The 24,325-nt window shown below is 71.5% G+C and carries 21 protein-coding genes, 1 tRNA gene and 1 pseudogene; 16 read left to right on the top strand and 7 right to left on the bottom strand.

Annotation, left to right across the window (positions count from 1 at the left end; all coding sequences use genetic code 11):
- Positions 1-22 precede the first annotated feature (22 nt).
- Entirely contained in the window at positions 23-2,017 is a 1,995-nt protein-coding gene (locus NT132_RS05355) for a TPM domain-containing protein (protein ID WP_297785934.1), read from the bottom strand.
- Positions 2,018-2,159: 142 nt separating this feature from the next.
- Between NT132_RS05355 and NT132_RS05350 the strand changes: the two genes are divergently transcribed.
- From NT132_RS05350 to NT132_RS05335, 4 genes are all read left to right on the top strand, one after another.
- A complete protein-coding gene (locus NT132_RS05350) occupies positions 2,160-2,993 on the top strand; it encodes a DUF3097 domain-containing protein (RefSeq protein ID WP_297785931.1) in 834 nt (277 codons plus the stop codon).
- 88 nt (positions 2,994-3,081) lie between these two features.
- A complete protein-coding gene (gene trmB / locus NT132_RS05345; RefSeq protein ID WP_297786149.1) occupies positions 3,082-3,747 on the top strand; it encodes a tRNA (guanosine(46)-N7)-methyltransferase TrmB in 666 nt (221 codons plus the stop codon).
- Positions 3,748-3,799: 52 nt separating this feature from the next.
- Positions 3,800-3,872 (top strand) — tRNA-Arg (locus tag NT132_RS05340).
- Positions 3,873-3,992: 120 nt separating this feature from the next.
- The gene (locus NT132_RS05335) at positions 3,993-4,415 is read left to right on the top strand and encodes a hypothetical protein (protein ID WP_297785928.1); all 423 of its coding nucleotides are present in this window, start codon (positions 3,993-3,995) and stop codon (positions 4,413-4,415) included.
- Between the two features lie 3 nt (positions 4,416-4,418).
- On the opposite strand, the gene NT132_RS05330 is transcribed toward NT132_RS05335, so the two are convergent.
- Positions 4,419-5,795 (bottom strand): CoA transferase, encoded by a 1,377-nt coding sequence (locus NT132_RS05330; RefSeq protein WP_297785925.1) that lies wholly within the window; start codon positions 5,793-5,795, stop codon positions 4,419-4,421.
- 108 nt (positions 5,796-5,903) lie between these two features.
- On the opposite strand from NT132_RS05330, the gene NT132_RS05325 reads away from it, so the two are divergent.
- The gene (locus tag NT132_RS05325) at positions 5,904-6,143 is read left to right on the top strand and encodes a hypothetical protein (protein ID WP_297785922.1); all 240 of its coding nucleotides are present in this window, start codon (positions 5,904-5,906) and stop codon (positions 6,141-6,143) included.
- 6 nt (positions 6,144-6,149) lie between these two features.
- On the opposite strand, the gene NT132_RS05320 is transcribed toward NT132_RS05325, so the two are convergent.
- The gene (locus tag NT132_RS05320; RefSeq protein ID WP_297785919.1) at positions 6,150-6,818 is read right to left on the bottom strand and encodes a TetR/AcrR family transcriptional regulator; all 669 of its coding nucleotides are present in this window, start codon (positions 6,816-6,818) and stop codon (positions 6,150-6,152) included.
- 95 nt (positions 6,819-6,913) lie between these two features.
- Between NT132_RS05320 and NT132_RS05315 the strand changes: the two genes are divergently transcribed.
- The gene (locus tag NT132_RS05315) at positions 6,914-9,151 is read left to right on the top strand and encodes an ABC transporter permease (protein WP_297785916.1); all 2,238 of its coding nucleotides are present in this window, start codon (positions 6,914-6,916) and stop codon (positions 9,149-9,151) included.
- An 18-nt stretch (positions 9,152-9,169) separates the two neighbouring features.
- On the opposite strand, the gene NT132_RS05310 is transcribed toward NT132_RS05315, so the two are convergent.
- Entirely contained in the window at positions 9,170-9,667 is a 498-nt protein-coding gene (locus tag NT132_RS05310; protein ID WP_297785913.1) for a DUF6328 family protein, read from the bottom strand.
- Between the two features lie 190 nt (positions 9,668-9,857).
- On the opposite strand from NT132_RS05310, the gene NT132_RS05305 reads away from it, so the two are divergent.
- Positions 9,858-10,316, top strand: coding sequence for a MarR family transcriptional regulator (locus tag NT132_RS05305; RefSeq protein WP_297785910.1), 459 nt, complete (start codon positions 9,858-9,860; stop codon positions 10,314-10,316).
- A gap of 5 nt (positions 10,317-10,321) precedes the next feature.
- Here NT132_RS05305 and NT132_RS05300 read toward each other — a convergent pair whose 3' ends face one another.
- Both NT132_RS05300 and NT132_RS05295 read right to left on the bottom strand, forming a co-directional pair.
- Positions 10,322-10,645 carry an ATP-dependent DNA ligase gene (locus NT132_RS05300; RefSeq protein ID WP_297785907.1) on the bottom strand — a complete coding sequence of 108 codons (324 nt, stop codon included), beginning with the start codon at positions 10,643-10,645 and terminating at the stop codon, positions 10,322-10,324.
- A gap of 51 nt (positions 10,646-10,696) precedes the next feature.
- Positions 10,697-11,500: an SGNH/GDSL hydrolase family protein gene (locus tag NT132_RS05295; RefSeq protein ID WP_297785904.1), complete on the bottom strand. Its 804-nt coding sequence runs from the start codon at positions 11,498-11,500 to the stop codon at positions 10,697-10,699.
- Positions 11,501-11,602: 102 nt separating this feature from the next.
- Here NT132_RS05295 and NT132_RS05290 point away from each other — a divergent pair, with 102 nt between their 5' ends.
- The 9 genes and pseudogenes from NT132_RS05290 (at position 11,603) to prfA (ending at position 23,164) form a co-directional block, all read left to right on the top strand.
- Complete coding sequence (locus NT132_RS05290) at positions 11,603-12,403, top strand: transglutaminase family protein (RefSeq protein WP_297785902.1); 801 nt, start codon at positions 11,603-11,605, stop codon at positions 12,401-12,403.
- Between the two features lie 129 nt (positions 12,404-12,532).
- Complete coding sequence (argS, locus tag NT132_RS05285) at positions 12,533-14,200, top strand: arginine--tRNA ligase (protein ID WP_297785899.1); 1,668 nt, start codon at positions 12,533-12,535, stop codon at positions 14,198-14,200.
- Between the two features lie 4 nt (positions 14,201-14,204).
- A complete protein-coding gene (locus NT132_RS05280; RefSeq protein ID WP_297785896.1) occupies positions 14,205-15,017 on the top strand; it encodes a DUF2993 domain-containing protein in 813 nt (270 codons plus the stop codon).
- Positions 15,018-15,229: 212 nt separating this feature from the next.
- Positions 15,230-16,547: pseudogene (locus NT132_RS05275) on the top strand (alanine racemase).
- Positions 16,544-17,899, top strand: coding sequence for a homoserine dehydrogenase (locus NT132_RS05270; RefSeq protein ID WP_297785893.1), 1,356 nt, complete (start codon positions 16,544-16,546; stop codon positions 17,897-17,899). The pseudogene NT132_RS05275 and the gene NT132_RS05270 overlap by 4 nt, the downstream one beginning before the upstream one ends.
- Position 17,900: 1 nt before the next feature.
- The gene (gene thrC / locus NT132_RS05265) at positions 17,901-18,986 is read left to right on the top strand and encodes a threonine synthase (protein WP_297785889.1); all 1,086 of its coding nucleotides are present in this window, start codon (positions 17,901-17,903) and stop codon (positions 18,984-18,986) included.
- Positions 18,983-19,927, top strand: coding sequence for a homoserine kinase (gene thrB / locus NT132_RS05260; RefSeq protein ID WP_297785886.1), 945 nt, complete (start codon positions 18,983-18,985; stop codon positions 19,925-19,927). Before thrC ends, thrB begins: the two co-directional genes overlap by 4 nt.
- A 167-nt stretch (positions 19,928-20,094) precedes the next feature.
- On the top strand, positions 20,095-22,062 hold the full coding sequence (gene rho / locus NT132_RS05255; RefSeq protein ID WP_297785884.1) for a transcription termination factor Rho: 1,968 nt from the start codon (positions 20,095-20,097) through the stop codon (positions 22,060-22,062).
- A gap of 22 nt (positions 22,063-22,084) precedes the next feature.
- Entirely contained in the window at positions 22,085-23,164 is a 1,080-nt protein-coding gene (gene prfA, locus NT132_RS05250) for a peptide chain release factor 1 (RefSeq protein ID WP_297786146.1), read from the top strand.
- A 189-nt stretch (positions 23,165-23,353) separates the two neighbouring features.
- On the opposite strand, the gene NT132_RS05245 is transcribed toward prfA, so the two are convergent.
- Positions 23,354-24,325 (bottom strand): amidase (locus tag NT132_RS05245; protein WP_297785881.1); only part of this gene is annotated, 972 nt, incomplete at its 5' end.

Here is a 24,325-nt window from a genome sequence, read left to right as displayed (position 1 = left end):
GAGGGGAAGGATGCGGGCGGGGTCAGAAGCGCCCACCTCCTCGGCGCGAGCGGGAGCCGCCCCCGCCGAAGCCGCCGCCGCCGGAGCGGGAGCGGCCGGACGAGCTGCGGCCGGAGGAGCGGGAGCCGCCGCTCCCGAAACCGCCGCCGAAACCGCCCCCGAATCCGCCGCCGTAACTGCGGTTTCGGGAGGTCGAGGATCCGATCAGCAGACCGCCGAGGAAGGCGCCCATGTCGTTGCCGGGTTGCGTGTTGCCCCAGGAGGACGAGAACGATCCGACGTCGCTCTGCGCGGACTGCAGCGACTGCCGGGCAAGCTGTTCGGCGCGCTGCGCCGCCGCCAGGGCCTGCTCGGGGTCGGTGTCGGCGAGCCCCTGTGCCTCGGCGAGTGCGGCCTGCGCCTCCGTGAGCCGGGTGCGCGCGGTGGCCCCCACCGCGCCGCGGCGGGACGAGATGAAATCGGCCGCCGTCGCGGCACCGGCGCTCGCCTGGGTCAGCGTTGCCGGCAGCACCGAGCGGGCACGCGCCGCGCGGTCGGCCGCATCCCGGGCCTGGCCGAGCACCGCGTCGAGCTGGGTGTCGGCGTCCTGCAGCACCTGCAGCGCCTGCACCGGGTCGGCCGAGGCATCGACGGTGAGCGCCTGCTGGGCGAGCACGATGACCTGGGCGACGCGCGCGTCTGGGTCGGGCAGCGCGGACGCCGAGGCGATCTCCCGCTGCACTTCCGCAGCGAGGGCCGGCAGCTGCGCGGCGGCCTCGGTCAGCCTGGCGCCGAGGGCGTCGATGGCCTGCGCCAGCTGCGCGGCCTGCGCGACAGCCTGCTCGGCGCTTCGGATGGCCACGGCCGCGGGACCCGTCGTCCCCGCCGAGAGTGCCGTGCGGGCGGCCGCGATCTGCTGATCGGCGAAGCGGAGCCGCTCCTGTGCCTGCGCGGCGTTGTCGGCGACGGGGGCGAGCGCGGTGGACGCGTAGGACGCCGCGAGACGCTGGCCGGCGGCGACGGAGCCGTCCACCGCGGCGCCGACCCGCGCTCGTTCTGCTGCCGCGCGTTCTAGAGCGGCGGGAGCGTCCTGCTCGAGGCGACGCAGTTCGTCGAACGCGGTCTTCTTCTCTTCGAGCCGGGACTGCGCCGCCTGGCACAGCTCGAGCACCTGCGTCTGCCACGCCCGCTTCTGCTCGTCGGTGTCGGGGATCTCGTCGTCGAGCTGCTGCCGGAGGCGGAACGCCTGTTCGACTTCCTGCTGTGCCGTGGCGATCGCGGTCTGGAAGTCGGCGGTCGCGGCGTCGCCGAACTGCGCGGACGCGAAGCCGAGCTCCTCCTGACTGCCACGGACGGCGTCGTCGGCCTGCACCAGCGCGACCGCTGCGCGACGCGCGAGGTCCTCGGTGCTCTCGACGGCGGGCGTGCGGGCCCGGCCGCGGCGGCGGGAGCGGACGACGAAGAAGACGATGACGCCGATGATGACGACCACCGCCACGATCGCGATGACGGTGCCGACACCCGCCCCCGTCGCCTCGGATGGATCCGCTGCCGGCGCACCGGAGCCCCCGCCGGCCGCATCGGTGAGACCGGCGGCGGCGGCATCGATCGCGCCCGCCCAGTCGGACTCACGGAGCTCCGGCTGGATGCGCTGCTGTTCGATCGTGCCGAGCTGGTCTGCGGTGAGCGGCCCGGAGGTGTCGCCGGACAGGTAGTACTGGCGCGCGTCCACGGCGACCGCGAGGAGGTATTGGGTGGGGCCCAGACCGTTACGGGACGCGGTCTCGTTCGCCCAGCTCTCGGCGTCGCTCGGCGAGGTGAACTCGTCGACGAACACGACCCACAGGTCGAGGCCGCTCTCGTCGCGGAGTTGGTCGAGCCGCTCCTGGGCGGCCACGGTCTCCGCGGAACTCAGGGCACCGGCCTCGTCGGCGACATATCCGCTGCCGAGTGTGATCGGGTCGGCGGCCGCAGCCGGCAGGGCTCCGAGCAGCACGAGGCCGATCGCCGCCATCAGCGAGAGTGCCCAGCGCCGCATCGATGCCTCCTCCGGGCGCGGGGAAGCGCCCGATGCGAGTCTATTCACGGCTGCTCTGCATCCGCCATGAACCCGGAATCGGGCGGGTCGCTGCCGTCCGGTGCCGCCGCGGACGACTACGCTTGCCGACCCGGAGGTCCCCATGGACGATCGCTACGGCGCAGACGTGCTCTCACCCGGCTGGAAGCAGCGCGCACAGAAGCAACTCGCCCGTGTGCCCGCGGACCGCGACACGGTGATCGAGGTCGCCGAGGACGGGTTCTGCGGTGCGGTGACGGGCGTCACCGGCGGGCTGGTCGAGCTCGAGGACCGTCACGGCCGTCGCCGCATGTTCCCGCTCGGCCCCGGCTTCCTCGTCGACGGCGAGGCCGTCATCCTCGTGGCCCCGACCGGGCCGAAGGCGACGGGACCCGCACGGACCGCATCCGGCTCCTTCGCCGTGGCCGACTCCCGGGCGCGCATCGCCCGCCCGAGCCGCATCCTCGTCGAGGGTCGCCATGACGCCGAACTCGTGGAGAAGGTGTGGGGCGCGGATCTGCGCGTGGAAGGCGTCGTGGTCGAGTACCTGCAGGGCGTCGATCTGCTCGGCGCGCTCCTGGAGGAGGAACCGCCCACCGCCGAGCGCCGCTACGGGGTGCTCGTGGACCACCTGGTGCGGGGCTCGAAGGAGGAACGCATCGCGCGGGAGATCGAACGGGGGCGGCACGGGAAACACCTGCGGATCGTCGGGCATCCCTTTGTCGACGTGTGGCAGTGCGTCACCCCGCAGGCCCTCGGCATCGCGCGCTGGCCCGAGATCCCGCGGGGCATCGAGTGGAAGGTCGGGATCTGCCGCGCCTTCGGCTGGCCCGCCGAGGACCAGGCTGACATCGCGCGGGCGTGGCAGCGCATCCTCGGCCGTGTGCACAGCTACCGGGACCTCGAGCCGACGCTGCTCGGCCGGGTCGAGGAGCTCATCGACTTCGTCACCGCCTGAGCGCGCTCGGTACCCTGAAGGGGTGACCGAACCCGCCCCACCCTTCTTCCGTGACAAGCCGGTGTCGTTCGTCCGACGCAGTGGCCGCATGTCGGAGGCGCAGGAGCGTGCGTGGGCCGAGCTGAGTGCGGACTACCTCATCGACGTGCCGCGCGCGGAGGCGGCGACCAGCGTGGCGGCGGATGCGGCGATCGACCCCGTGCAGGTGTGGGGCCGTGAGGCGCCCGTGACCGTCGAGATCGGCGCCGGCCAGGGCCACGCCATGATCCACGCCGCGGGGGCCGCCCCGGAGCGGAACTTCCTCGCGGTGGAGGTCTTCAAGGCGGGACTCGCCCGCACCATGCGCGATGCGGACCGTGCGGGGGTCCGGAACCTGCGGCTCGTCGAGGCCAACGCCCCGGAGGTGCTGCAGCATCTGCTGCCACCCGCATCCGTGGACGAGCTGTGGGTCTTCTTCCCGGATCCCTGGCACAAGAAGAAGCACACCAAGCGCCGCCTGGTCCAGCCCGAGTTCGCCCAGATCGCGGCGGCGGCCCTCCGGGACGGCGGCGTGCTGCGCCTCGCGACCGACTGGGAGGACTACGCGCTGCAGATGCGGCACGTGCTGGATGCGGCACCGCCGTTCGAGCGGGCGTTCGCGGGGGAGTGGGCGGAGAGATTCGACGGACGCGTGGTGACGGCGTTCGAACGCAAGGGGGCCCGTGCCGGGCGCGACATCCGCGATCTCGCATACCGCCGCATCGCCCGGGCGTAGCCCCGCCCGGCCGACGGGCCGAGCGCTGACGGGTGATAGTCTCGATCGGTACGCCTCCGTAGCTCAGGGGATAGAGCGTTGGTTTCCGGTACCAAAAGTCGGGGGTTCGAATCCCTCCGGGGGCACGGCGTACATCAGGGGAGTCGAGCAATCGGCTCCCCTTCGCCGTACCCGGGTCCCGTGCGGCACGCAGCGGGTCGCGGCCGGCCTGGTGCCGTGTCCGGGGTGTCTGCGACCATCGACGCATGACTCGCTACGCGATCGACGCCGACGTCGCCGTACAGGTGCTGCGGCGGCGCCCGGTCCTGGGTCCGGGGGACTCGCTGGTCGCCCCGTCCGTCCTCCGCTCGCAGGTGCTGTCCACGCTCTATCGTGAGGTCCGCGCGGGAGCCCTCGACCGGCCGGAGGCGCGGCGGCAGCTCGAGCTGCTCGCGGAGTTGAAGATCCGGCTGCTGGGCGACCGGGTCTCACGCGCGCGAGCGTGGGACCTCGCCGAACGGCTCGGCTGGCCCGACACTCAGGCGGCCGAATACCTCGCCGTCGCCGCGCTGCAGGCCGACGTGCTGGTCACCGACGACCACACCCTCGCGACTGCCGCGCTGGGCTTGGTCACCGTGGTGGGTTCGGGGGCGTTCCTCGCGGAGGGCGGTCCCGGCGCGCGGGGCTGACCCTCAGTTGACCCAGACGGGCCGGTCGGCACCCCACGGGTCGCCGACGCGGTCGTAGTCCGCGGGGGCGCCGGTGAACGCCAGGACCGGCGGGGCGTAGCGGAGGGATCTGGCGGCTGGGCCGGGGAGCGCGCGCTCCCGCGTGGGCGGCTCGCCCTCGACCGGTCCGGGGATCTCATCGGCCGACGCCAGGAGCGCCTGCGCCGTGCGTGCGAGGGACATCCGCACCGTGCGGGAGTCGCCGCTGCGCCGCTGCTCGCCGAGCGCGGTCACGATGGCCGCCGCGAGGAAGTGGCCGGTGGAGTGATCCAGCGCCTGCGCGGGCAGCGCGCCCGGTGCCACCCCGTCGTCGCTCTCGACCATCGCAATGCCGCTCACGGCCTGCACGATGCTGTCGAAGCCCCGTCGGCCGGCCCAGGGGCCGTCGAACCCCCAAGCGGAGACCTGTGCCATGACCAGCCCCGGATGCCGTTCCGCCAGCTCGGGCGGTTCGAGGCCGAACCGCGTCAGCGCTCCCGGCCGATACCCGGTGAGGAGCACGTCGGCCTCCGCCAGGAGACGCTCGAAGGCGGCCCGGTCGGATCCGCCGGCGAGGTCGAGGAGCGTCGAACGCTTGCCCTGACCGGTGTCGAGGTGGATCCACCCGGTCTCCGGCAGGAGCGGTGAGTCGACGCGCAGCACCTCGGCCCCCGCCAGAGCCAGGTCTCGCGCGGCGATCGGGCCGGCGAGGACGCGGGTGAGATCCAGCACGCGAATGCCGCGCAGGGGCCCCTCGCCGACCTCGCGCCACGGGCGCGGATCGGCTCCGTCGACGCGCCCGGTCACCACGATCGGCGTGCGGGTCAGCGTCTCCGCCTGCGGATGGCGCGCCCACGTGTCCCGCGTCCGGACCGCGCCGACGATCGCGCCCGCGTCGGCGGCGGCGGATTCGAGGTCGATCGCGGAGCGGTGCGCGACGGCTGCGGCGACCGCATCCTTCCCCGCGTCCGGATCGAGCTGCAGCAGGGTCCGCAGCGCGCGCTCATGGTGGGGGTAGTTCGCATGCGTGCGGACCCATCCGTCCGCCGCGCGCCAGAACCCCGACAGGGGCGCCCACACCGCGGGCGGCTCACCGTCGATACGGATCAGCCGCTCACTGGTGAAGGATGCGGCCACGCGCGGTCCCTCGGCCTGCGCCGGTGACGGGGACTGGTTCTCCCGCGCCGCCCCGGTCAGCTCGATCGCAAGCGAGGCCAGACCCACGCTGTCCGTCGCGAGCCGTGCGACCGGAAGGTGCGAGCGCCAGGGGAGTCCGCCGACGGGATCCCGGACCAGGTCGCGTGCAGCCGCATCGATCCTGAGCGCCGCCGCAGCCTCGCTCCCCACCGCGCCGAGTCCCATCCCGACCTCCCTCGTTGCCACCCTGCCATATCCGCCTGTCAAGCCTCACGCGGGTCGCCGCCGCTCCGCCTACCGTCGCCGGGAGGAGAGACGAGAGGATGCGGCGATATGAGCGATGAGCGGAACGAGCACCCGAAGCACACCGAGGAACAGGCGGTGCGTGCCGACACGACCTACAGTCCTGCGAGCGAGACGGAGACGCAACGCAAGCAGGACGACCCGCTGCCGGACGGCATCGACGACGACATCGACCCGGAGCAGGTGCGCGTCGCACCCGGCACCGGTGGGCCGGATGACGCCGGCGATGTCGAGGTCGACCCGGATGACCTGAACCTCTCCGGGCACTGACCTCGATCAGACCAGTGCGGCGGCGAAGGAGGACGGCACCTCGCTGCGATGCGTCACGGGAGCGGCGAGCATGCCGGCGCTCGCGTCGACAAGGAAGTATCCGACGCCGATCCAGTCCGGGCGGCGCACGCCGGCCGCTACGTCTCGTTCATACGCGGCGCAGGTCGTCAGCACCATCTGGCCGAGGATGGCCGCCCGTCCCATCAGCACGCTCACCGGTACGTCCGACAGGGCGGTGACGAGCCGGGCGTTGAGCTCGGTCGCGGAGCGGGAGCCCGCGCCGGTCGGGCTGAGTCCTGCGATCAGCTCGGTCATGGCCGGAAGGCTCGGCAGCTGCGCGAGGAAGCGCGCCCGCCAGGTGGGCCGGGGCAGGTCCGAGAGCATCTCAATCCAGGGCATCACCCGGCACGCGATGAGTTCCGGCACAGTCGCGGCGGGGGCGAGCGCCTCGATCAGCTCCCGTTGCCGCGCGTCGATGGGCGGCCGGTGCCGCGCGATCAGGGCACGGAGCAGATCTTCCCGCCCGCCGAAGTGGTAGGCGACGGCGGAGTGGTTCGCCTGCCCGGCGAGCTCGGCGATCTGCCGGTTCGACGCCCCCTCGATGCCGTGCAGCGCGAACAGCTGTTCCGCTGCGTCCATGAGGGCATCACGGGCGCGCTCGCTGTGCCGTCCCATTTCCGCTCCGCTTCGCTCGCCGTCCCAGCTGATTCACAAGGATGATCGGATTCAATGAGTTTACGCCACGTGACTTAAATAATGGCGGAGACGCCTTGGAGACCCCTGTGACCGACCTCACGCCCCCGACCGTCGACGACGCCGTAGCGCCCGCCGACCCACGCCCGCGCACCCGCGCCGAGTCCAAGGCGGCGCACGCTGCCTCGCTGTCGCCCGATGAGCAGGCGGCGATGCGGGCCAAACGGGAGAACGTCGGTCGCCTGGTGGCGGTGTTCGTCATGCCGCTCCTGATCCTGTCGATGCTGATCGGCGGTTACCTCTTCGCGATGCACGCGCCGACACCGCACGACATGCCGATCGCGGTGGCCGGGGACTCGCAGGCCGTCGAGGGCTTCGTGACCGCGCTGGAGGACGCCGATCCCGACGCCGTGGACCTGGACGTACTCTCCTCCGCGGCGCTCGCGACCGAGCGGGTCACGGACGGCGATGCGGCCGGCGCCGTGGTCATCGAGAACGGCACCGCCACCCTCTACACCGCCGGTGCGTTCGGGTCTTCGCAGGCGTCCACCGTCACCAAGCTCGTCACCCCTGAGGTGATCGAGCAGGGCCTCACGCTGCAGACGGAGGACCTCCTGCCGCTGCCGTCCACGGATACCGCCGGACTCGGCGCGATCTTCATGATGTCGGCGCTGCTCATGGCGGGCTATCTGCCCTTCAGCTTCGTGTACTCCAACTCACCGGAGCTGCTGCGTCTGCGTCGTGCGGTCCCGCTGCTGGCCGGCTGGGCGGCGATCATCGCCGGACTCATCGCGCTGGTGACCGGCCCCATCCTCGACGTCGTCCCCGGCGACGTCGTGCTTCCCCTCATGGGCGTCGCCTGGCTGTCCGTGTTCGCCGTGGGAAGCGTGCAGCTGTTCCTGACCCGCATCCTCGGACCGATGGCGGCGCTCGCCTCGATGCTGCTGCTCATGGTGCTGGGGGTGCCGTCGTCGGGTCTGAGCATGTCGATCCACACCATGCCGCCGATCTACGGCTTCCTGCAGAATTTCCTGCCCGCCCCTGCGATCGGTCAATCGCTGCGCTCGGTGCTCTACCTCGACGGTGCCGGTGCGAGCCTGCACATCCTTGTCCTCGTCATCGGGGCGCTCGGCGGGCTCCTGCTCACCCTGACGATCGACACCGTCCGGCATCAGCGCAATCCGAACCGCCCTCAGGCGGCGTTGAATATGCCTGCCCTGCACTCCGGAAAGCGTCCGCGTTCCAAGGGGTGGCGCTACGGCATGCTGTTCGCGCTCCCGTTCCTCATGGTGACGATGATGATCTCGGTCATGCTCGGCGCGATGCACAGCACGACGCCCACCGACGTCCCGGTTGCGATCGTCGGGCCGACGGAGCAGGCCGAGCAGATGGCCGATGCGCTGACCGAGCAGACCGACGACGTCTTCGCGTTCACTGTGATGACGGATGCGGATGAGGCTCGCGATCTGGTCTACGACCGCGAACTCGCCGGCGCCTTCGTCCTGCCCTCGGCCGAGTCGCCCACCGCTGTGCTCATCAGCAACGGTGCCGCGGGGACCACAACACAGCAGATCGTGACCCGGGTGTTCACCGCGATCACCGCGGCGCAGCAGCTGCCGATGGAGGCAGAGGACGTCTCGCCCCTTCCGGCCGGCGACCCGAACGGCACCTCGCTGATCTACCTGGCCATGGGGTGGGTGATGGGCGGTTTCCTCATCGTTGTCGTCTCGGCGAACGCGATGCCGGCGCTCCGCCCGCTGAAGCGTCTGCTGCCGGTGCTGGCCGTGTGGTCGCTCGTCGGTTCGGCGTACGTGTGGATCATCGCGGCTCCGATCGTCGGGGCGATCAGTGGGCACTTCTGGCCGATGTTCGGGGCGGGCGCGCTGGCGATCTTCTGTGTCTCGCTATTCGCGACCCTGCTGGAGCGTCTCCTGGGGATGCTGGCGCTCCTGCCGGTGATCGGCATCCTGATGTTCCTCGGCATGCCGGCGTCCGGCGGCACGCTGCCGGTGTACATGCTGCCGGACGCCTTCCAGCGGCTCCACCAGATCCTGCCCATGCCGGCCGCCCTCGAGGCCATCCGATCGATCCTGTACTTCGGCGGCGACACCGTCGGCGCGCACCTGCTGGTCCTGGGGATCTGGGGCATCGTCTCGCTCGTGCTCGTCATGATCGTCGACGCCATCCGGCCGCCCCGTACCGCGATCGAGGTCGTCATTCCGGACGCGGTATCGCCGTCGCCGGCTGCGGCTGACGCCGTCCCGCCCGTGGATGCCGAACGGGACGCGACGCAGAAGGAACTCGTCGGGGTCTGAACCGGTCCGGCCCCGCGCTCAGCGTGCGCGGGGCCGCCCGAGGCGTGGCACGACGAACCAGACCGCCCCGACGATGACCATCGCTACCGCGAGGGTGATGACGCCGGCGGTGCGGTCCACGGTCACATCGACGATGAACGCGGTGACGCCCGCGACCAGCGCGGACACGACGGCGAGCAGGGCGATCAGGCAGCCGCTGCCGATGCGCACCAGACGCTCCTTCTGACGCTGGCGGAACAGCATTCGATGCATGATGACGGGCGCGAGCGCGACGATCGTGGCGATCCCCGCCAGCACCACGAGACCCAGGTAGGCCAGGCGCTCCTGTGTGGCGAGCTCGGCGAACGCCGGCTGGAAGGCGACGGCGAGCAGGAAGCCGGTGAGGATCTGCGTCCCCGTCTGCACCGCACGCAGCTCCTGCAGGATCTCGGACCAGTTGCGATCGGCGCGCTCCTCGCTCGTCTCGTCGCGGCCATGCACGGTCTCCGCATCCGCCCCGCTCCCCGGTCCCGCCATGTGCCCTCCCTCATGCGTGTGTCCCGAGAGTAGGGGCGATCGGGAGTGCCGCTCACGCGCTTGACATCGACCGCTGCGGATGAAGGAATGCAATGGAAGAGAATTCCGGCCGCTGAGGTATTATCGGAACTAGCGAACCTAGTTAACTAAAATGGTTAAGCGCGGACCCGAATCCGCGCGAGAGGAACAGATGCCCGAGTCCGAAGAAGACGGCACCCCCGCCGAGCAGGTGGCCCGCGCGACGGAGCGCCTGCGGCTGGCGGAGTCGCGGCTCTCTCGACGTCGACAGAACGACTGCGGTCCGAGTGAGAATGCGCGCGCCGCGATGCGCTTCGTGTACGACCGCGCCGACAGCGGCGAGGAGGCGACGCCCACCACGATCGCCGCGCACCTGGGTATCTCCACGGCTGCCGTGACCGGGATGCTCGATCGGATGCACGCCGGAGGACTGCTCGCCTTCCGGCCGAATCCGCAGGACGGCCGGAGCAAGCTCGTCGTGCCGGCGGATCGCACCGCCGATGTCGAGGAGCTCGACCCGCTGACGGCGCAGGTCAAGCGGATGGCTGACGCTCTCCCCGCGGACACCGCGGAACAGATCGCCGCGTTCCTCGGCCGGATCACGAGCGCGATCGACCGGGAGTGTGCCTGACCGGCTCAGCGCGCGGGCGCGGCCTCGGGCGTCGCCGGCTCCGGTTCGGGCAAGAGGGTCAGGCCGTTCGGTCCGCTCGCCTCGGCCATCAGGTCCTCCACCCAGGCCCGGTTGATGACCGGCTGGCGTGATCCGAAGAAATGGAAGACCAGCGGCACCGCGGGGTGCACCCAGACGCTCTTGGGACCGAGCCCGTCGGTGCGGTCGAGATGGAACATGAACGGTTCGTTGCGCCGCAACTTGTTCATGACGACGATGCGCAGATGCGCGAGAACCCGATCGTCGATGTCGAAGGACGACGCTGCGTCGGAATAGATGAACCTGCCCACCCCGTCAACGTACACGACCGAAACGGTTAACGAGCGCAGGAGGCTGGTTAACTAGTTTGAGGTTCCGTCCGAGGCGATCGCGCCGTCGGATGCGGGGGACGCGCGGAGCGCATCGAGATCGGCGGCGACCCGCTCGGCGAGGTAGGCGTGGCCCGCGGTGGTGGGGTGGTTCCGCCCGATGCCGGTGTCGATGATCCAGCCGTAGTTCGCGGGGGTGATCCAGTCCTCCGCGAGAGGGGAGAGATACGCCCACCCGCGTTTCGCGGCGAGGCCCGCGAGGTCCTCGTCGATTCGTGCGGTCGCGGATTCGACCGGGAGCACCTGTGGGGCGGGTCCCAGCACGACGATCGTCGCCTCCGGGTAGATGGCCTCGAGCGCATCCCATGCCGCGGGGACCGCATCGAGGTACCCGGTGGCGGCCACCTTGCGATCATTGATGGAGCCCTCGATGATCACGAGGTCGGGGTCGGCCGTGGGGTCGAGGTCGGCGATCCGCTCGCCGAAGGTGCCGCCGTCGAGGCCGGGCACGAGGTATCCGCTGCCGCGAACCCCGTCGACGATGGTCTGGCCGCCGAGCAGGTCGGCGAGCAGGTAGGCGTAGCCGAGCTCAGGGGTGGTGGCAGCCGAGCCGTACGTCCAGGAGTCGCCGAACACGAGCACGCGGGGAGAATCGGGAAGGTCCAGCGGCTCCACCGCGACCGCGGCGGCGGTGCCGCCGGCAGCGGCGGGGCCGGCCACGGGCGCGGCGCTCCACGGGTGCCACAGCGCCACCGCGCTCACCCCCGCGATCGCCACGGCCAGCCCGACGATCGCGGCCAACGAACGGCGCGGCGAAGGACGGTGGACTCGGGTCACCGGATGAGCGTACGTCGACTCGAAAGCCCGTGGGGTCGTCTGCGCCGAACTTCTTCATACACCCGTGGGTTCCGGTGTTCCGCGCCGTGCGAGGATGGCCCGATGCAGCGCGCCGTGACCGCCGAACTCGACCTGGATCTGGGGGGATCCGTCGATCTCATCTTCCAGATCGCGACCGCGCAGAATGTCCCGCTCATCAGCGAAACCCTCACGTTCCGGCAGGGTGAGCGCACCTACACGGCGGCGGAGCTCGTCGACCAGGGCGGAAGCCGCCTTCATCGCTTCACGGCAGAGGCGGGGCTGCTGGAGGTGCGCTATGCCGCGACGATCGCCGCCGCATCCGGCCCGTCCCGGTTCAGCGAACTCGACACGATCACGTATCTCCGGCCGAGCCGGTACTGCCAGTCGGACGAGGTGTTCGCCCAGGCGCGCCGCCAGTTCCGCGGCCTCGGCGGGGTGGAATTGCTCACGGCGGTCGAGGACTTCGTCGCGTCGAGCGTGACCTACACGCCTGGGCTGAGCCTCGGGACCGACAGTGCCGTCACGACGCTGATGACCGGCCAGGGGGTGTGCCGCGACTACGCGCACCTCGTGATCGCGATGCTGCGGGCGATGGATGTCCCCGCCCGCTACACCTCCTGCTACGCCCCGGACCTCGACCCGATGGACTTCCACGCCGTCGCCGAGGCTTATCTCGACGGTGCCTGGTATGTCATCGACGCCACCCGGCTCGCCCCGCGCTCGACACTCGTGCGCATCGCCACGGGTCGGGATGCGGCCGACTGTGCGTTCCTCAGCTACCACGGGGGGTCGCTGCTCATGCCGCACCTGCGCGTGGACGCCCGGGTCGAGGATGCGGCCGGCGCCGAGGACGACTACACCTCGCTCGTGCAGCTCGCCTGAGGGCCACCGCCGGCGCGCGAGCCGTCCGGGTGTGCCGTCTCGGGCGCGTCGGGACAGCAGTGACGTCTGGCCGGGGGAACGCGGGGACTCACGGGAACGGGGGAGGCGCGACCGTAGGATAGAAGGCCTATGGATCCCCAACAGCTCTCCGCCGCACTCCTCGCCGTCCTCGTCCCGCTCGCCGAGGAGCGACGAGCGGGCGCGGGCGCCGAGGTGACCGCATCCGACATCGTGCTGGAGCGCCCCAAGAACCGCGAGCACGGCGACTGGTCGTCGAACATCGCGCTCAAGTTCGCCAAGTCCCTCGGCATCGCGCCGCGCGAACTCGCCGCGCGGCTCGCCGAGGGTCTCGAGCAGACCCCCGGCATCGCATCGGTCGAGGTCGCCGGGCCCGGGTTCATCAACATCCGCCTGGACGCGGCGGCCGCCGGCGCCCTCGCGAAGACCATCGTGGATGCGGGTGCGGCGTACGGCACGAACGAGTCGCAGCGGGGCAACACGATCAACCTGGAGTTCGTCTCGGCGAACCCCACCGGGCCGCTCCACATCGGCCACACCCGGTGGGCGGCGCTCGGCGACGCCATGGCGCGTCTGCTGCTCGCCAGCGGTGCGACTCTCGTGCGGGAGTTCTACATCAACGACGCAGGCGCGCAGATGGAGCGGTTCGCGCTGTCCGTGCTTGCCGCGGCGGAGGGACAGCCCACACCCGAGGGCGGCTACGCCGGTGCGTACATCGACGCCCTGGCGCAGCGGGTGCTCGCGGAGCGGCCCGATCTGCTCGACCTCGACCCCGAGGAGCGGCTCGTCACCGCCCGCGAGGTCGCCTACCGCCTGCAGCTCGGCGAGCTCCAGGCGTCGCTCGAGCAGTTCAATGTGCACTTCGACGTCTGGTTCAGCGAGCGCATCCTGCACGACAAGCCCGCGGACGGCGGCCCGAGCCTCGTCGACGAGGCCGTCGATCGCCTCCGCGCGCAGGGTCACGTCTACGACCAGGACGACGCCGTGTGGGTGCGCACCACCGCGTTCGGCGACGACAAGGACCGCGTGATCCGTCGGTCCAACGGCGAGTACACCTACTTCGCCGCCGACGCCGCGTACTACCTCAACAAGGGTGACCGCGGTTTCGCCCACAAGATCTACCTGCTCGGCGCCGACCATCACGGCTACGTGCACCGGCTGAAGGCTCTCGCCGGTGCGGCCGGCGACGACCCGGAGAAGGACATCGAGGTGCTCATCGGCCAGCTCGTGTCGGTCAACGGGGCACGCCTGTCCAAGCGCGCCGGCAACATCATCGAGATGGACGACCTGCGCGAATGGCTCGGCACGGACGCGCTGCGCTACTCGCTCGCCCGGTACCCGGCGGACTCGCCGCTCACCCTTGACCCGGAGCTGCTGCGCAAGCGCACCAACGACAACCCGGTGTTCTACGTGCAGTACGCCCACGCCCGCACCCACAACGTGGCCCGCAACGCCGAGTCGTCGGGTGTCGACCGGGGCGAGTTCGCCCCCGAGACGCTCACGCACGAGACCGAGAGCGCGCTCCTCGGTGCGCTGCAGGAGTTCCCGCGCATCGTCGCGTTCGCAGCCGACGTGCGAGAGCCCCACCGGGTGGCCCGCTACCTCGAGGAACTCGCCGGCCTCTACCACCGCTGGTACGACAACTGCCGTGTCATCCCGCAGGGCGACGACCCGGTGGAGTCGGTGCACCGCACCCGCCTGTGGCTGAACGACGCGACCGGCCAGGTCCTGCGGAACGGACTCGATCTGCTCGGAGTGAGCGCCCCCGAACGGATGTGACCGGATGACCGGCCCGACGCAGCCCACGCTTCCGCTCGCCGCCGAGCCGGTGGCTCCGCCGCGTCGCCGGCACCGCGGCCGTCGCTGGCTGATCGCGCTCATCGTGCTCGTGGTGCTGCTCGTCGCAGCCGCCCTGGCCGGTGAGTGGCTCGCCCGTGACATCGTCACGCGCGCCGTGAAACAGCAGGCCGTCGCGAGCCTCGGAGTCTCGGACGCATCGAGCATCGACGTGGACATCCCGGGCATCCTGCTGGTTCAGCTGGTGCGCGGCACCATCGACGAGGCCACGGTCTCGGCACCGGACCTTCGGATCGACGACCTCTCCGGTTCCGTCGCGGTGACCGTCCGCGACCTCGCGTTCCGCGGCGACCCCACGATCAGCGGGGGAGCGGCGAGCGTGACCCTGGATGCGGCGCAGCTGCAGGCGCTGCTCGGCACCGTCGACGGTTTCCCGGCCGACGCCGTCGGCCTCGCCGACCCCGACGTGACCGCATCCACTGAGGTGCGGGTGTTCGGCGCCGCCATCCCGATCGGCATCGGACTGCGCCCGGGCGCCGCGGCCGGCGACCTCGTCCTCACGCCCGACAGCCTCACGCTCGCCGACGCCGAGGTGAGCGCGGACGAGCTGCGCGACCGCCTCGGCGGCCTCGCCGACGGCATGCTGCGGGAATGGCGGGTGTGCATCGCGCAGTACCTGCCCGCGCCGCTCGCCCTGGCGGACGTGGCGGTGACCGGCGACCGGCTCGTGGCCGGCTTCGACATCGCCGCCACCACCCTCACTGAGGAGGCGCTGCAGGCCAAGGGCACCTGCTCCTGAGCCCGGCGCCACGCCGAGACGACATCCGATCGCCCAGGCCACATCCGTTCTCATGGAGTCTCGCGAAACGAATGTGGTCTCGCGGTGCGGGGGCCGCGGATGCGGCGAGGGGACAGGGGGCGCCGACGTCATCCCCTAGACTGCAAGGGATCCGCGCGCCCGGTGTCCCGCCCCGGCAGTGCACGTCATCCACCCATCCGATTGGTCCCACCGTGTCCGCCTCGCCCGCCCGTCCGTTCGCGCCGACATGGCTCGCCGTTCCGGAAGACGCCAACGCGCTCGCCCCGCAGGTGTGGCCCGCGTCCGCGGCGCGTGACGCGGGCGAACTGGTCCTCGGCGGCGTCGGTGCGCGTGACCTCGCCGCCACCTTCGGCACCCCGCTGTACGTGCTCGACGAGGATGAGGTGCGTGCCCGCGCCCGCCGCACCCGCGCCGCGTTCGAGCGCGCCGCGGCCGCGCACGGCACCCGTGCCCGCGTCTACTACGCCGGGAAGGCGTTCCTCTCCACCGAGGTCGTGCGCTGGGTGCTCGACGAAGGATTGAACGTCGACGTGTGCTCCGGCGGTGAGCTCGCCGTGGCCCTCGCCGGCGGTGCCGCGCCCGCACGCCTCGGCTTCCACGGCAACAACAAGAGCGTCGCCGAACTCACCCGCGCGGTGCAGGTCGGCGTCGGCACGATCATCGTCGACAGCCTCGACGAGATCGACCGCCTTGCCGCGATCACCGCCCGCGAGGGCGCCGTGCGGTCGGTGCTCCTGCGCGTGAACAGCGGTGTGCACGCCGAGACGCACGCCTTCCTCGCCACCGCGCACGAGGACCAGAAGTTCGGCTTCGCCCTGAGCGAGGCACCCGCCGCGGTCGCCCGCATCCGTGAGGTGCCGGGCCTGCGCTTCCTCGGCCTGCACTGCCACATCGGGTCGCAGATCTTCGGTGTGGCCGGCTTTGCGGAGTCCGCCGCCCGCGTCATGGACCTCCACGCCGAGCTTCGCGGACGGCATCGTCGCGGCGGTCGCCCGCGAATGCCTCACCCGCGCCATCCCGGTCCCGGAGCTGGCCTTCGAACCCGGCCGCGCGATCGTCGGCACCGCGGGCGTCACTCTCTACGAGGTCGGCACCACCAAGCCCGTCCGCGTCGATGACGCGCACACGCGCCTGTACGTCAGTGTCGACGGCGGCATGAGCGACAACCCGCGCACCGCCCTGTACGGCGCCGCGTACTCCGCCCGCATCGCGTCGCGCTCCAGCGTCGCCGAGCCCGCCCTCACCCGTGTCGTCGGCGTGCACTGCGAGTCCGGCGACATCGTCGTCGAGGACGAGTACCTGCCGGGCGACGTCGCCCCGGGCGACCTGCTCGCCGTGCCGGCGACCGGCGCCTACTGCTTCTCACTGTCCAGCAACTACAACTACGTGCCCCGCCCCCCGGTGGTGGCGGTGCACGCCGGGACCGCGCGTGTGATCGTGCGCGGCGAGACGGTCGACGACCTGCTCGCCCGCGACGTCGGCGTTCCCGCCAAGGAAGGGGAGGCATGATCGACTACCGCAACCTGCGCGTGGCGCTGCTGGGGGCCGGGGCCGTCGGATCCCAGGTCGCCTCGTTGCTGCTCCGCCACGCCGACGAGCTCGCCGACCGAGCCGGTGCCACGCTGGAACTCGCGGGCATCGCCGTGCGCGACGTGGACGCCCCGCGCGACGTCGATCTGCCGCAGGAGCTGTTCACCACCGACGCCGAATCGCTCATCGTCGGAGCCGACATCGTCATCGAGCTCATCGGCGGGCTCGAACCCGCCCGCACCTACCTGCTGCAGGCCATCAACTCCGGCGCCGACGTCGTCACGGCCAACAAGGCGCTGCTCGCCACCTACGGCACCGAGATCTTCGACGCCGCCGACCAGGTGGGCGCCCAGGTTTACTACGAGGCCGCCGCCGCCGGCGCCATCCCCATCATCCGGCCGCTGCGCGACTCACTGGCCGGCGACCGGGTCAAGCGCATCATGGGCATCGTCAACGGAACGACCAACTACATCCTCGACCGCATGGATGCGGAGGGCGCCGAGTTCAGCGATGTGCTCGCCGACGCGCAGCGACTGGGATACGCCGAGTCCGACCCGACCGCCGACATCGAGGGTTACGACGCCGCGCAGAAGGCGGCGATCCTCGCCTCGCTCGCCTTCCACACGGCCGTGCCGCTGGACGCCGTGCACCGCGAGGGCATCACCCACGTCGACAAGGCGATGATGGATGCGGCCCGCCATGCGGGCTACGTCATCAAGCTGCTGGCGGTGTGCGAGCGACTGACCGGCGAGGCCGAGGCGTCCGCATCCGGTGAGGCCATCTCGGTGCGCGTCTACCCGGCCCTCATCGCCCGTACCCACCCGCTCGCGAGCGTGCACGGCGCGAACAACGCCGTGTTCGTCGAGGCGGAGGCCGCCGGCTCCCTCATGTTCTACGGCGCCGGTGCCGGCGGCGTGCAGACCGCGTCCGCCGTGCTCGGCGACGTCGTCTCGGCCGCCCGCCGCCACATCGCCGGCGGTGTCGGCGTCGGCGAGTCGACCCGCGCCAACCTGCCCGTGCTGGAGATCGGCCGCGCGGTGACGCGCTACCAGATCACGCTCGAGGTGGAAGACCAGCCGGGCGTGCTCGCCACGATCGCCGGCATCCTCAGCGACGGCCGGGTCTCGATCGCCACGGTCGAACAGACCGTCATCGACCCCACGACGGGCACCGCGACCGCGACCGACACCGAAACGGGTGCGGCGCAGGCGCGATTGGTCATCGGAACGCACAAGGCACGAGAGCAGGACCTGAGCGAGACCGTACAGCGGCTCGCCGAGAGCGGCGTCGTCGAGCGCGTCGTCTCGGTCCTGCGGGTAGAAGGAGACTGACATGGCACACGTCTGGCGCGGAGTCCTCCGCGAATACGCCGACCGACTCGGCGTGACCGAGACCTCGAACGTCGTCACGCTGGGGGAGGGCGGAACCCCGCTCCTTCCGGCACCGGCACTGTCGCGCCTCACCGGCGCGGACGTCTGGGTGAAGTACGAGGGCATGAACCCGACCGGGTCGTTCAAGGACCGCGGCATGACCGTCGCGATCTCCCGCGCGATCGATCACGGCGCGAAGGCCGTCATCTGCGCGTCGACCGGTAACACCTCGGCCTCCGCCGCGGCCTATGCCGCGCACGCCGGCATCACCGCCGCCGTGCTCGTGCCCGAGGGCAAGATCGCCATGGGCAAGCTCAGCCAGGCTGTCGCCCACAACGGCTCGCTCATCCAGATCCGCGGCAACTTCGACGACTGCCTCGAGATCGCCCGTGAGCTCGCCGACACGTACCCGGTGCACCTGGTCAACTCGGTCAACCCCGACCGCATCGACGGACAGAAGACGGCCGCGTACGAGGTCGTCTCGCAGCTCGGCGACGCCCCCGACTTCCACTTCATCCCGGTGGGCAACGCCGGCAACTACACCGCCTACACCCGCGGCTACCGCGAGGAGGCCGAGCGCGGCGTGTCCACGAAGATCCCGCGCATGTTCGGGTTCCAGGCCGCGGGTTCCGCACCGCTCGTGCGCGGCGAGGTCGTGAAGAACCCCGAGACGGTGGCCAGCGCCATCCGCATCGGCAACCCGGCATCCTGGCAGCTGGCCCTCGAGGCACGCGACGCCACCGACGGCTGGTTCGGCGCCATCGAGGACGACCGCATCCTCGCCGCGCAGAAACTGCTCGCCGGCGAGGTCGGCATCTTCGTCGAGCCCGCATCCGCCATCTCGGTGGCAGGCCTGCTCGACCGGGCCGAGGCGGGCATCGTCCCGAAGGGCGCCACCGTCGTCCTCACCGTCACCGGTCACGGTCTGAAGGACCCGCAGTGGGCCCTTCGCACCGCGGACGGCGGGCAGGTGACCCCCACGGTCGTCGACGCGACGGTGTCGGAGGTCGCCTCCGTCCTGCAGCTGCAGCCCGAGGCGTCGGCGTGACCCAGTCCGCTGTCGCCGTGGGGCGCAGCGTCGCGGTGCGGGTACCCGCCACCAGCGCGAACCTCGGCCCCGGCTTCGACACGCTGGGGCTCGCCCTCAGCGTGTACGACGAGCTGACGGTCACCGCGCTCGAGGCAGGCCGCCTCGAGATCGAGGTCGAAGGGGCGGGTGCCGACGCGGTGCCGCGCGACGCGACGCACCTCGTCGTGCGCTCGATCGCCTACGCCTTCGACGCGATGGGGCAGGTGCTCCCTGGCCTCCGGCTCGAGGGTCGGAACGTGATCCCGCACGGACGTGGCCTCGGCTCGTCCGGTGCCGCGGTGGTCTCCGGTCTCCTCGCCGCGAAGGGCCTGCTCGAGGGCATCGTCGACATCGACGCGGATACGCTGCTGCGGCTCGCCACCGAGCTGGAGGGGCACCCCGACAACGTGGCGCCGGCCCTGTTCGGCGGGCTGACGATCGCGTGGGTCGACGCCTCGGGTCCGCAGCACAAGAAGCTCCTCGTGCACCGCGGTGTCTCGCCCATCGTGTTCGTGCCCGAGTTCACCATGTCGACCTCGGTGGCGCGGAGCCTGCAGCCCTTGCACGTCTCGCGTGAGGATGCGGTGTTCAACGTGTCGCGCTCGGCGCTGCTCATCGCGGCGCTCACGCAAAGCCCAGAGCTGCTCATGGCGGCGACCGAGGACAAGCTGCACCAGAGCTATCGTGCGGCGGCGATGCCCGAGACCGACAAGCTCGTGCAGGCGCTGCGCGCGGCCGGCTTCGCTGCCGTCGTCTCCGGGGCGGGACCGAGCGTCCTCGTGCTCGCGGACGGGCCCGGTCGGCGTCTCGAGGCCGCGCAACTCGTGGCCTCGCATGCGGACACACCGTGGGAAGCCCTCATGCTCGCCGTCGACTTCAAGGGTGGTACAGTGAGGGACAACGCGGAGGGTGCCACGTAACCATCGTGTATCTGGCCTCCGTCGCAATTCTGCGAACCCGCGCCAATCCTCGCAACTGACCGAGAGCCCCGGCAGTCTGCCTCTGATCGTTACGAGGCGTACGCCCCGGCTCGATGACGTCGGTGCGCGGCGATCAGCGCATTTCCACACGTCACAAGGGAGCACTCGTGGAGTCCATCTCCGAGATCCAGACCACTGAGCCGAACGTCGACGAGAACGTCGACGCGGCTTCCACCCAGGCCACGACTCCGGATGCGGCGCCCGCCGCCGCCGAGCCGTCGGCCGAGACCCCCGCGGCCGACGCCGCACCGGTGAAGGCGCCGCGCAAGCGCGCGCCGCGCCGGGCCAAGAGCGCCGACCTCGCTGTCGCCGCGGAGGCTGCGACCGTCGAGGCCGCTGCGCCCGCCACGGATGCCGCGCCCGCCACGGATACTGCGCCGATCGAGAGCACCCCGGTCGAGGCTGCCGCCCCGGTCGAGAGCGCGGCCCCGGCGACCGACGACGCCACGCCCACCGAGGAGGCCGCACCGGCCGCGAAGACGCGTCCCGCCCGTGGCACCCGCTCGCGCGGTGCCAAGGCGAAGGCCGACGCCGAGAAGGCCGCCGCCGAGGCCGCCCCCGAGGCCCCCGTCGAGACGCCGGAGGCTCCCGCCGCCGCGGAGCAGCCCACCGAGCAGGTCGCCGAGACCGCCGGCGAGCAGGGCACCGAGCCCGGCGACGGCGAGGGCGACCAGTCCAGCCGTAGCCGTAGCCGTAGCCGTAACCGCAACCGCAACAAGCGCGGGACCGGCGGCGAGGCACAGGCCGGCCAGAACACGCAGGCCGCGCAGAACAACGCGCCCCAGAACAACGGCCCGCAGCACAACGACGCCGCCGACGATGAGCAGCAGGGTCGTGGGCGCCAGCGCAACAAGCGTCGCGGCGGTGCCCCGACCGACGAGTTCGAGCCCGAGATCGGCGAGGACGACGTCCTCATCCCGATCGCCGGCATCCTCGATGTGCTCGACAACTACGCGTTTGTGCGCACCAGCGGTTACCTGCCCGGGCCCAGTGACGTCTACGTCTCGCTCGGTCAGGTCAAGAAGTACAACCTGCGTAAGGGCGACGCCGTCGTCGGCGCCATCAAGCAGCCCCGTGAGGGCGAGCAGCAGGGTCGCCAGAAGTACAACGCGCTCGTCAAGGTCGACGCGATCAACGGCCTCTCGGCCGAGGACGCCGCCACCCGCGTCGAGTTCGGCAAGCTCACCCCGCTGTACCCGCAGGAGCGCCTGCGTCTCGAGACCGCGCCGGAGAAGCTGACCCAGCGCATCATCGACCTGGTCGCCCCCATCGGCAAGGGCCAGCGCGGCCTCATCGTCGCGCCCCCGAAGGCCGGTAAGACCATCGTGCTGCAGCAGATCGCCAACGCGATCGCGACCAACAACCCCGAGGTCCACCTCATGGTGGTGCTGGTCGACGAGCGGCCCGAAGAGGTCACCGACATGCAGCGGACCGTGAAGGGCGAGGTCATCGCCTCGACCTTCGACCGTCCCGCCGAGGACCACACCACCGTCGCCGAGCTCGCGATCGAGCGCGCCAAGCGCCTGGTCGAGCTCGGTCGTGACGTCGTCGGGCTGCTCGACTCGATCACCCGCCTCGGCCGCGCGTACAACGTGACGGCACCGACGAGCGGTCGCGTCCTCTCCGGTGGCGTGGACGCGTCGGCGCTGTACCCGCCCAAGCGCTTCTTCGGCGCAGCGCGCAACATCGAGAACGGCGGCTCGCTGACCATCCTCGCCACCGCGCTGGTGGAGACCGGTTCCAAGATGGACGACGTCATCTTCGAGGAGTTCAAGGGCACCGGCAACAGCGAACTGCGTCTGTCGCGCCAGCTGGCCGACAAGCGGATCTTCCCGGCCGTCGACGTGAACGCGTCCTCGACCCGCCGTGAGGAGATGCTGCTCTCGGCCGACGAGGTCAAGATCACGTGGAAGCTGCGTCGCGCTCTCGCCGGCCTCGACACCCAGCAGGCACTGGAGGTCGTGCTCGGCAAGCTCAAGGAGACGCAGTCGAACGTCGAGTTCCTCGTGCAGATGCAGAAGTCGATCCCGGCGCCGGGCGCCGGCGGCCACGCGCACGAGAACAGCATCCGCTGACCCGGACGTGTCCGACTCCGGCATGTTCGCCTCGGTCGAGGCGCTGATCGACGAGCACCGCGCGGTGCAGGAGGAACTCTCCGACCCCGCGGTGCACGCCGATGCCGCCCGTGCCAAGCGGGTGAACCGCCGTTATGCGGAGCTGTCGCGGATCGTCGCCGCGCACTCCGCGTACGTGGCGGCGTCCGAGGACCTCGCCGCCGCGCGCGAGCTCGCCCGTGAGGACGAAGCGTTCGCCGCCGAGGTGCCCTCGCTCGAGACCCGCGCGGATGAGGCCCAGGAGAAGCTCCGGCGCCTGCTCATCCCGCGCGACCCCGACGACGCGCGCGACGTGATCATGGAGATCAAGGGCGGCGAGGGCGGAGCCGAGAGCGCCCTGTTCGCCGCCGACCTGCTGCGCATGTACCTGCAGTACGCCGCCTCCAAGGGATGGAAGACGGAGCTCCTGGAGCGGACCGAATCCGACCTCGGCGGCTACAAGGACGTCCAGGTCGCGATCAAGGGCTCCTCGACCGATCCCGCACAGGGGGTGTGGGCGCACCTGAAGTACGAGGGCGGCGTGCACCGCGTGCAGCGGGTTCCCGCGACCGAATCCCAGGGCCGCATCCACACCTCCACCACGGGCGTGCTGGTGTTCCCCGAGGTGGATGAGCCGGACGAGGTCCAGATCAGCCAGAACGACCTGAAGATCGACGTGTTCCGCTCGTCGGGGCCGGGCGGTCAGTCGGTCAACACGACCGACTCCGCGGTGCGCATCACCCACCTGCCCACCGGCATCGTGGTGTCGATGCAGAACGAGAAGTCACAGCTGCAGAACCGCGAGGCCGGTATGCGCGTGCTGCGTGCCCGGCTTCTTGCCCGCCAACAGGAGGAGCAGGCGGCGGTCGCCGCCGATGCGCGCAAGTCGCAGATCCGCGGCATGGATCGGTCCGAGCGGATCCGCACCTACAACTTCCCCGAGAACCGCATCGCCGACCACCGCACCGGGTACAAGGCCTACAACCTCGACCAGGTCATGGACGGCGCCCTCGAACCCGTGATCGACTCGCTCATCAGCGCGGACGAGGAAGAGCGTCTCGCCGCCCTCGCCGGCGACGCCTGAGGCGTCCCTCCGTCGCATCGCGGTGCGCCTTGCCCGCGCCTCGGCGTTCGCCTGTCGCTTGTGATGGGTGCGCGTCGCAGTTTGCGTCAGGGGAGCGGGTGCGAGGCGCGTTCGCCTGTCGCTTGTGGTGCGAATGCGTCGCAGTTTGCGTCAGGGGAGCGGGTGCGAAGCGCGGCAGCGGGACCGCCGTCACCAGACCGGCGGATGCGGCAGCGGGCCGCGGGTGGCCTCGAGCTGTGCGGCGAGTCCCAGGATCGCCGCCTCGCCGCCGGGGCGACCCACGAGTTGCACCGACACCGGGTGCCCGGACGCGTCGCGCGTTACCGGGAGCACGAGCGCGGGGAGCCCCGCGACGTTCACGAAGCTGGAGTACGGGGCGTATTCCACCTGCTGCATGAAGTTGCGCTCCGCGTCCACCGGGTCGAACGACCCCACCGGGCGTCCGGGCAGCGCGAGCGCCGGGGTGAGCACCGCGTCGTAGTCCGCGAACGCGGCGATGGTCTCCCGCTCGAACGCGGTCGCCGCAGCGAGACCGCCGAGAAGCGTCTCAGCGGGCAGCGCGCGGCCCTCCCGGACGAGCCACGCCGTGATGGGCTCTACGCGCCCCAGGTCCGCGTCGGAGAGCGGCAGCCGCGCCGCGCTCGCGCGCCACAGGATGCGGAACAGTTCGGCGTAGCCGCGAGGGTGCCACGCCGCATCCGTCACCGTGTGCCCGAGCGTCGCCAGCGTGTCCGCGGCCGCCGTGACGGCCTCGCGCGCGGCGGGGTCCAGGCGGATGTCCGCCGCGTCGTCCCACGGCGATATCAGGGTCACCCCCACGCGGAGCCCCGCGACCGGGCCGCCGACTGCGGCGTCGACCGCGGCGGTGAAGGGCCCCTCTCCCGCCGCTCCGGTGGCATAGCGGTACGGGCGGCCCGCGACGAGCGCGTCGAGCAGCACCGCCGCATCCCCGACGGTACGAGCGAGCGGACCGTGCACCGGCAGTCCGCCGGGGGAGTCGAGGCCCGACCCCACCGGCAAGCGCCCGCGGGAGGGTTTCACCCCGACGATGCCGACCGTGGCGGCGGGGATGCGGATCGAGCCGCCGCCGTCCGAGCCGACCGCCGCCGGGAGGAACCCCGCCGCGACGGCGACCGCGGCGCCGCCGGAGGAGCCGCCGGC

This window comes from Microbacterium sp., from assembly GCF_026393345.1.
In the GTDB taxonomy this organism is placed as follows: Bacteria; Actinomycetota; Actinomycetes; order Actinomycetales; family Microbacteriaceae; genus Microbacterium.
Note: the sequence above shows the minus strand (reverse complement) of the source record. Positions and strands in the feature narration are given on the sequence as shown.